The 8,332-nt window shown below is 57.9% G+C and carries 8 protein-coding genes; 4 read left to right on the top strand and 4 right to left on the bottom strand.

The annotated features are described in order from the left end of the window. Nucleotides 1-250 precede the first annotated feature (250 nt). Nucleotides 251-496 carry a glutaredoxin gene (locus tag DWY51_RS03365; protein WP_117769871.1) on the bottom strand — a complete coding sequence of 82 codons (246 nt, stop codon included), beginning with the start codon at nucleotides 494-496 and terminating at the stop codon, nucleotides 251-253. Between the two features lie 51 nt (nucleotides 497-547). Next, on the bottom strand, nucleotides 548-1,375 hold the full coding sequence (locus DWY51_RS09480; protein ID WP_158556898.1) for a TipAS antibiotic-recognition domain-containing protein: 828 nt from the start codon (nucleotides 1,373-1,375) through the stop codon (nucleotides 548-550). 141 nt (nucleotides 1,376-1,516) lie between these two features. Here DWY51_RS09480 and DWY51_RS03355 point away from each other — a divergent pair, with 141 nt between their 5' ends. Next, a complete protein-coding gene (locus tag DWY51_RS03355; protein ID WP_233504610.1) occupies nucleotides 1,517-2,254 on the top strand; it encodes a tRNA (N6-threonylcarbamoyladenosine(37)-N6)-methyltransferase TrmO in 738 nt (245 codons plus the stop codon). A gap of 108 nt (nucleotides 2,255-2,362) precedes the next feature. Next, nucleotides 2,363-3,577 carry a MalY/PatB family protein gene (locus DWY51_RS03350; RefSeq protein ID WP_117769869.1) on the top strand — a complete coding sequence of 405 codons (1,215 nt, stop codon included), beginning with the start codon at nucleotides 2,363-2,365 and terminating at the stop codon, nucleotides 3,575-3,577. A gap of 94 nt (nucleotides 3,578-3,671) precedes the next feature. On the opposite strand, the gene DWY51_RS03345 is transcribed toward DWY51_RS03350, so the two are convergent. Next, on the bottom strand, nucleotides 3,672-4,151 hold the full coding sequence (locus DWY51_RS03345; protein ID WP_117769868.1) for a pyridoxamine 5'-phosphate oxidase family protein: 480 nt from the start codon (nucleotides 4,149-4,151) through the stop codon (nucleotides 3,672-3,674). Between the two features lie 42 nt (nucleotides 4,152-4,193). After that, entirely contained in the window at nucleotides 4,194-6,998 is a 2,805-nt protein-coding gene (locus DWY51_RS03340; RefSeq protein ID WP_117769867.1) for a transporter substrate-binding domain-containing protein, read from the bottom strand. 214 nt (nucleotides 6,999-7,212) lie between these two features. On the opposite strand from DWY51_RS03340, the gene DWY51_RS03335 reads away from it, so the two are divergent. Together DWY51_RS03335 and DWY51_RS03330 are read left to right on the top strand one after the other, a co-directional pair. After that, entirely contained in the window at nucleotides 7,213-7,638 is a 426-nt protein-coding gene (locus DWY51_RS03335) for a potassium channel family protein (RefSeq protein WP_117769866.1), read from the top strand. A 36-nt stretch (nucleotides 7,639-7,674) separates the two neighbouring features. Next, a complete protein-coding gene (locus DWY51_RS03330) occupies nucleotides 7,675-8,208 on the top strand; it encodes a TIGR00730 family Rossman fold protein (protein ID WP_117769865.1) in 534 nt (177 codons plus the stop codon). The last annotated feature ends 124 nt before the right edge of the window (nucleotides 8,209-8,332 follow it).

Below are 8,332 nucleotides of genomic sequence, written 5' to 3'. Positions count from 1 at the left end.
ACCTCGGGACGCTCTTACACCACGTCTGCGCGCGCCACCCTAAGGAGCCCTTTCCAGAGATGTCAGATGGCCTCAAACAGCCATAATCCAAAGGTCGTCTCAAACAACCAGTCATTTAAGAACGTCCCCAATGACTACCCATGCAAAAAACTGTACACCAGCATCCAAAGATGTCGAAAAATGTCGATTTTGGATGCTGGTGTACATGTTTGGGTCGTATGGGTTGGGGCCAGCCGACCGCAATAGAACGCTAGAGCAGGTTCTCCTGCGCCCACGCGATGATGTCGCTCGATTCGTAGAGTGGCTTGCCGTCGATGAACAGGCAGGGAACCTGGCGTTTTCCGCCGACGGCGATGAGTGTCTGCTCGGCATCGGTATCGGTCGAGATATTGCGCTCGGGAATGGTCACGCCGTTATCGGCAAGGAAACGCTTGACCTTTATGCAATACGGGCAGCCGGTCATAACGTACAGCGCGAGCTCATGATTAGTAGCCATGGGTCTCCAATCGGTTGAGGTTTTGATTGAAATACCCAAAGCCGCCGCGGTCTATGCGCGCGTCAACGACGACTCGATGGCCTGAACTAGAAACGCCGTGGCTCCGGTGCCGCATGGCTTGTCGTAGTAGTCGATAAAGCGCTGATCGGCGAGGTAGCCGTGGGCGAGCCCCAGATAGGCCTCGTCTTGGGGCTCGCTGCCCCAGTTGAGAGCTATCCAGCGGTGATGCATCGCGACGAGCTTGCGAGCCTCGCTTCCATCCGCATCGCCGTCGCCCATGGCAATCGAGAGCTGACCCAGAATAGCGCGTTCAAGTTCCTTCATGTCGTTCCATGTCTGAGGATTCATGTCCAGTAACGTTTCGTTTGCTGCATCGATAGCCTCATCGCCATAGCGCGACCGCGCCTCGGCACCGTAGCGCTCCTCGTTTTCCTGCACGGTGTGCCAGCGCTCCAGCTGTGGCAGCACGGCTCCCATGAGCGAGACGGCTTCGTCGAGCGACATACCGGTGTTTTGTGCCAGCCGCGGGGCACAATCTTCAATCATCGCCTCCATGGTGGTGTCGTAGGTGTACTTACCGTGGTCGTAGCACCACTTGCAGTAATGGTCGGTCGTGGCGCCCGTGGCGTCGGTGCCGCAGTCGTCGGGCGTGAGTATCATGCCGCAGCTCTGGCAATAGCGCTCGGGCATTTCGAGCAGATGAGACAGGGGCTCGCCGGTCACGGCGGCGATGAGCTTCATCATGTCGATGCCCGGTGTGACCTCGCCGCGTTCCCAACGGCTGACGGCTTGGCGTGTGACGAAGAGCTTGGTGGCGAGCTGCTCCTGGGTAAGGTGATGGACGCGACGGACAGCAATGAGCTTTTCTGCAAAGGCCATAGCGGTTCCTTTCTGCTGGTTGATGGCTTAAGCATACGCGGCAGCAGGTGCCCTTCCAAGCAACCGTTGGTTGCACGACGGGGAACCGCGGCGAAGAATTGCGCGCAACGCCCCACACCTCCATGCCGTACAATGACCGGCATGGAACCTATTGCACACATACATACCGATCTGCCGCAGAAGTTTGGCATTCCGCGCAACAGCTTTTTGGCGCCCCATCTGCAGGGACGCATCGTGTTTGAGCCGGAATTTGCCTCCAGTGCGGCGGTCGAGGGTCTGGACTCCTTCTCTCACCTATGGCTGCTGTGGCGCTTCGAAAACGGAACGCCCGGCGGCACGGCTAAGGACATAGCTGCCGATGCCAAGACGCAGGACAGGTCCGGCACCAACGCAAAATGGTCGAAAACCGTGCGCCCGCCGCGGTTGGGTGGAGCCAAGCGCGTGGGCGTGTTTGCCACGCGCAGTCCGTTTCGCCCTAATCCCATCGGTCTTACCTGCGTCAAGCTCGATCGCGTCGAGCTCACCGACAATGGTCCCATCATCCATGTGCTGGGGGCCGACCTGCGTGACGGCACGCCCATCTACGACATTAAGCCCTATATTCCATTTGCCGACTGTCACCCAGATGCGACGGGCGGCTGGATTGAGGGTACTCCGTGGCAAGAGCTCGACGTCGAGTTCCCACAAGCGCTGCAGGATATGGTCCCGCCCGCAAAGCTCCCTGGTTTGGTCGAGGTCCTTCGCCAAGATCCGCGCCGCGCGGGCAGCAAGCACGAGCCAAACCGCGTTTACCATTTGGCTTACGCCGGGCTTGATATATCGTTTACGGTCGACGGCGCCAGGTTGACGGTAACCGCCATCAACGACGCGCGGGACTAACCATCCGTCCGTATCCGTCAAAAACAACGCCTAACCCCGCTCCAAAACCGCCCACGCTGGTGGACAATAACGCCTACCAAAACAATCAACTTTGCACGGGAGTTCAGCATGAAATACGACTTTAGCTCGCTTATCGACCGCCACGGCATGGACTCCATCGCCGTTGACTCCTGGGGCGAGATCCCCGGTATGGCTCCGAACGCACCCGACGAGGGCTTCGACCGCATTCCCATGTGGGTGGCCGACATGAATTTTGCCACGGTGCCCACGGTCCAGGAGCATATCATTCAGCGCGCTCAGCATCCCATGTTTGGCTACTTTAACCCGCGCGCCGAGTACTTCGACCGCATCATCGAATGGCAGAGCCGCCGCAATGGCGTCGAGGGCCTGCGCCCTGAACATATCGGCTACGAAAACGGCGTGCTGGGCGGTGTCGTGTCGACGTTGCGCGCGTATGTCCAGCCGGGCGATGCGGTGCTGGTCCATAGCCCCACCTACATCGGCTTTACCAAATCCATCGAAGCCGCGGGCTATCGTATTGTCCACAGCCCGCTTAAGCTCGACGATCAAGGCGTGTGGCGTATGGACTTTGAGGACATGGAGCACAAGCTCGCCCAAAACCACATCCATGCCGCGGTGTTCTGCTCGCCGCACAATCCCTGCGGCCGCGTATGGGAGCGCGACGAGATCGAGCGCGCCATGGACATCTATCGCCAGCACGATTGCGTGGTGATCTCGGACGAGATTTGGTCCGATATCATCCTGCCGGGGCACAAGCATATCCCGACGCAGTCGGTGAGCGAGGATGCCCGCATGCGTACGGTTGCCCTCTACGCGCCCAGCAAGACGTTCAACCTGGCGGGCCTGGTCGGCAGCTACCACATTGTCTACAACGAGACGCTGCGTGACCGCATGTGCGCCGTGTCCGACAAGACTCACTACAACGAGATGAATGTCCTCTCCATGCATGCGCTTATCGGTGCCTATCAGCCGCAGGGCTACGAGTGGGTGGACGAGCTCAACCAGGTACTTGCCGGCAATATCGAGTACTTCTGCACGTATGCAGAAAAGCACTGGAAGGGCGTCGCGTTTTCACGTCCGCAGGGCACGTACATGGTGTTTCTGGACTGCACCGAGTGGTGCCGCGAGCATGGCCGCGATATTCAGTGGTTGCTCGACGAGGGGGCGCGCGTGGGCGTGGGGTATCAGGACGGCCGCCCGTTCCACGGGCCCTGCCACATTCGCGTGAATCTGGCGCTGCCGCTTTCGCGCGTGAGGGAAGCGTGCGACCGCCTGGACCGCTACGTTTTTAATGCACGGTAAGCGTGCGCTGCATGTGGGGCCTTCTGCCAAGTTGGCTAGAAGGCCCCGTGTGGTAAGGCATCTGTAACCATTGGGCGCAGACCTGCTGAGAGGCTTACTTTTCTTGAATCTGCTTGCCGCAAAGATGCTCAATTGTAATCTCGTAGAGCTGGACGCCCTTAATGTCCTTGGCGATTTCCTCTTCGACTTCTTCGGCAGAAGGGTAGTACTTAAGCGCGAGCTGGCGAACTTTATCTTCGATAAAAGCAGGGGTGTCATTCGCCAGGCGACAGCGGCCAAAGACCACGGTACTCATAACGTAGGGAGCCCAGTCACCGTCCTTGTACCACTCGTTGCCGTAAACGGTAAAGCAGACCTTGTCATCGCGCTTGAGTGAATCGACCTTGTGGCCAGCCTTGGCGCCATGGAAATAAATCTTGTCGTGCTCGGCGTCAAAGAAGTAGTTGACGGGAATGGCGTACGGGTAGCCATCGTCGCCGTTGACGGCAAAGACGCCGCGCTTGCAGGTAGCGAGCAGTTCGCGCGCTTCCTCGTCGGTGATGGCGCGTTTCTTTCGACGTAAGGGCCTAAACATCGTTGGCTTCCTTTCTGGTCGTGCGTGGTGGTTGAGCACAAACTATAGCGAAACGGATCCGTTTTTCTTGATGCGCGCGAGTATGTTTTTGAGCTTGTTAAAGTCGAGCGGTTTGGACAGATGGGCGTTCATGCCGGCATCGTGTGCCGCCTTGGCGTCCTCGGCAAAGGCGTTGGCGGTGAGCGCGATGATGGGGATATCGGCTGCATCGACCTTCTCGCTCAGACGAATCGCGCGGGTTGCCTCATAGCCGTCCATGCCCGGCATCATGATGTCCATCAGAATCGCATCGAAGCTGCCGGCGGGACGACCAGCGTATAGGTCGACCGTTTCGTTGCCGTCGGCGGCGCGAGTTACGACGATGCCCTCGCTTTCGAGTAGAGTCTGGGCAATCTCGGCATTGAGCTCGTTGTCTTCTGCCAAAAGGACGTTCATGCCGGCAAGCGAGCAGCTGTTTGTCTGCCTGCTCGCATCCTCTCTAGCCTGAGGGTTCTTGTCGATATCGAGCGGAATCTGGACGTTGAACGTACTCCCCACGCCAATCTCACTCGAAATCTCAATCGTACCGCCCATCAGTTCAATAAGCGACTTGACGATTGGCATGCCCATGCCGGTTCCTTGGAACTTACTGCGCGCATCGTCACCTTCTTGGGCAAACGGTTCATAGATATGCTTTAAAAACTCGGGAGCCATGCCAATGCCGGTATCCGAAACGCTAAAGCAAAAGAGCGCGCGCCCATCATCGAGTGGCTTGGTCTTTGAACTAAAGGTGACGGAGCCGCCGCGCTTGTTGTACTTGATGCTGTTGTCTAACAGGTTGATTATGATCTGTCGGATATGGGTGGGACTGCCGATCATGTATGGCCCCGTGGCGTACGGCAGACTATTGTCCTGCATTGTGATGCCGTTATCGGATGCGCGGAGCTTGCACAGCACCAGCGTATCGTCACAGAGCTCTTTGAGGTTAAAAGGCGCATGTTCCAGAGTTAGCTTGCGGTCTTCGATTTTGCCCATCTCGAGGATGTCGTTGATCAGCGAGAGTAGGTGATTGGCGGCAACACGCGCCTTGGCGCGGCTTTCGCGGGCGGCCTGCATGTCGCCGTCTTTCAATTCCTCAATTTCGATAAGACCCAGGATGCCGTTGAGTGGCGTACGGATGTCGTGGCTCATGCGCGTGAGGAATGCCGTCTTAGCGGCGTTGGCGGCATCGGCTTTCTGCTGTTCTTTCTGCGCGCGGTGAAGCGACCAGACAAGGATGACGATGCCGGTGAGCAAAATGCAGATGACGACTGCCGCAATGACGATGCGGTTGCGGTAGAGAAGTCGAAACGCATCCGATTCTTGCGCCGAGTACGATGTGGGGGAATAACTGCTTGCAGAGAGCGATTCGCCAGCATTGACGATGCCCTTATTAATGATTCCCAACAGCACGGGCTTGCCGCGCGAAATCAAACACGATAGCTGTGCCGTGTCGGTGAGCTCCTGTGTTTGGAAATCCTCGATATCGTAGGTGTCGCGGATGGTTTTCAAGCGCGTGCTGGGGACAATGATGCAACTTGCCTCCCCCTTATTGAGGGCTTCGCGTGCCTCGTTGTCATTCGGATACTCGGTTACCTTTGCGTCGGGGAATAGGTTTGCGAGCTCAAAACGGTTGACGATCGCGTCTGCTGTGCAAGCGATGTTCTTAAGGTCACTGTTCAGGTTGCTGCTGCTGTGAATGGCGGCTAGGGAAACCGTTCCCATCGGGTTTGACAGGATGACCCCTGCCTGCTCGGCAAGCCAGTAGTCGCGAAACAACGGTAGGGCGACATCGATGGTCCCTGTGGAAAGGGCTTTGGTCATTTGCTCGTTGTTCGAGAACGCTACTGTTGCAACCGTAATGCCAAATTTATCGTGCAACGTCGTCGCAAGCGATGCGAGCGAACCTTCCATTTCGCCGTCTTCGTCTTCGTTACAGTAGGGGAGTTTGCCCGTAATGTAGCCGAGCGTGATGGTGTTGTTGTTTGCTTTGAGCCAGGAACATTCGGGGCCGTTGAGCGATGATGAACCGCTGTTTTGGGCCGAGTAGTTAGATTTGACTTCGTCGATATAGCGTGGGTTGACGCGGGCGATTGCCGTCATGGCGGCATTGATGTCGTCCATCAGGTCGGGGCGGCTTTTGGGGACGGCAAAGTAGTAGTCGCTCGAACCAATGTAGAACATGGGGGAGGCGCTGGGCGACGAGGTCGTGTCGTTCATGATGATGGCATCGACCTCGTTGTTTGCGAGCGCGTCAAAGAGAACGGAGTTTCCGTCATACTCCCTGTATGTGCAGGCGATTCCTTCGTTGGTGAGCCACTGCTGGCCAACGAAGGTTTGCATAACGCCGGGGTTGCAGCCGATGGTAAGGCCTTGGAGCGCTTGGGGGTCACCCTTGGCCAGATCGTCGCGCTCGGGCTTGGCGTAGATGTAGTAGCGCTCAGTGCCCTCGGGGTTCGAGGAAAAGAGCAGCTTTTGGGCGCGTTCCTCGGAGTAGGAGATGTTGGGCATGAGGTCGATCTCGCCCGCCTCGAGCATGTCCAAAAGCTCGGTGAAAGTGCCGGAGACGTATTCGTACCGCCAGCCGGGCGTGTAGTACGACAAGGTCTGGAGGTACTCGTAACCCCATCCCGAGAGACGCTCGCCGGGGGTGCCGTCCTGGAAGCCCTCGTTGTTGACGAGCCAACCAACGCGGACCGTTTTGACCTGCTGATTGGTATTGGCGGCATAGGCGGGGGCGGGCATGATGGTGCTCAGTACGGCGAGCACGGCAAGCGCGACGGCCAAGGTGCGATATATAACTGAACGAAGGACAGCGGAAGCTCTCACATGCAATCCTAACGAATCGAGACATTATCGCATAAGGATACCAGCTCAGCCTGCCCAGTCGGCAGCTGCACCGCTAAACGGTCCCGTCCGGCAGTTGGGGACAGTCCCTTTCTGCCGGCACAAAAGGAACGTCCCTAACTGCCGGTTGCCTAACTGCCGGTTGTGGGACAATACCGAGCAAACGTGATTGGGCGTCTGGGGAAAAGGGGTCGCGATGAAAAAGCTGAGGACGCTTGCCGATGTTTTGCGCCAGGCCGGTTTCGTGCGTATCACGGGCCTGTTCCTCGTCTTCTATCTGCTGTGCTCGACGGCTGTCTGGCTGTCCGAGCCCACGACCCTTACGTTTGGCGATGGTCTCTGGTTTAGCTTTGAGACCGTCTCGACCATCGGCTTTGGCGATATCCCGGCCGAAACGCCGGTCGCCCGTGCTATTACCGTCGTCCTGAGCGTCATCAGCATCTTCTACATTGCCATGCTCACGGGTGTGGCGGTGAACTACTGCAATACGCTCATCAAGCTGCGCCAAAAGGACACCATGGCGCGCTTTATGGACGATCTGGAGCATTTGGAAGAGCTCGATCGTGACGAGCTCGCCGACCTGTCGCGCCGTGTGCGCGAATATCGCCGACGCCAACGCTAGAACGGGCGCCGCGCGTCACGACGAGGGGGACTGAATATGAATATCACGGTATACCTGGGCGCCAGCGTCGGCAATGACCCGGCGTTTCTGCCTGCGGTGCAAGAGCTGGGCAACTGGATTGGCTCCAACGGGCACGCGCTGGTATACGGCGGGTCCAAATCGGGCCTGATGGGCGCGCTCGCCGATAGCGTACTCGAGGCAGGTGGACACGTGACGGGCGTTGAGCCGAGCTTTTTTATAGAGGCCGAGTTTCAGCACGACGGCATCGATGACCTCATCGTGACGAGCGATATGGCCGAGCGCAAAGCCAAGATGATTGAGCTCGGTGATGCGTTCATCGCCTTTCCCGGCGGGACGGGCACGCTCGAGGAGATTGCCGAGGTCATGTCCGCGGTGTCGTTGGGGCACCTGAGTGCTCCGTGCATCCTGTATAACCTTGACGGTTACTACAACGACCTCAAGGCGCTGCTCGGGCACATGATTGATAAGGGGCTTTCGAGCCCGAGGCGCCAGCACGGCATCTACTTTGCCGACGATTTGCGCGAGATTGTCTCGATTATCAACGGATAAGTCTTGAGCCTGCCCCACTATGACTCCCAATGGTGCCGTTTGTGGCGCAGATGGTTGGCTTGTCTGGGCAACGCTCGCTCTACAATAAAACATAACTATGTCGACTTTGACCGCGGGAGGACCC

It is taken from the genome of Collinsella sp. AF25-2LB (assembly GCF_003458415.1).
Classification (GTDB): Bacteria; Actinomycetota; Coriobacteriia; order Coriobacteriales; family Coriobacteriaceae; genus Collinsella.
Note: the sequence above shows the minus strand (reverse complement) of the source record. Positions and strands in the feature narration are given on the sequence as shown.

Bases quoted from the DNA above. Each gene is read 5' to 3' on its own strand.
- DWY51_RS03345 (WP_117769868.1), bottom strand. From the start codon at position 4,151: ATGTTTAGGCCCTTACGTCGAAAGAAACGCGCCATCACCGACGAGGAA.
- DWY51_RS03365 (WP_117769871.1), bottom strand. From the start codon at position 496: ATGGCTACTAATCATGAGCTCGCGCTGTACGTTATGACCGGCTGCCCG.
- DWY51_RS03350 (WP_117769869.1), top strand. From the start codon at position 2,363: ATGAAATACGACTTTAGCTCGCTTATCGACCGCCACGGCATGGACTCC.
- DWY51_RS03330 (WP_117769865.1), top strand. From the start codon at position 7,675: ATGAATATCACGGTATACCTGGGCGCCAGCGTCGGCAATGACCCGGCG.
- DWY51_RS03355 (WP_233504610.1), top strand. From the start codon at position 1,517: ATGGAACCTATTGCACACATACATACCGATCTGCCGCAGAAGTTTGGC.
- DWY51_RS09480 (WP_158556898.1), bottom strand. From the start codon at position 1,375: ATGGCCTTTGCAGAAAAGCTCATTGCTGTCCGTCGCGTCCATCACCTT.
- DWY51_RS03335 (WP_117769866.1), top strand. From the start codon at position 7,213: ATGAAAAAGCTGAGGACGCTTGCCGATGTTTTGCGCCAGGCCGGTTTC.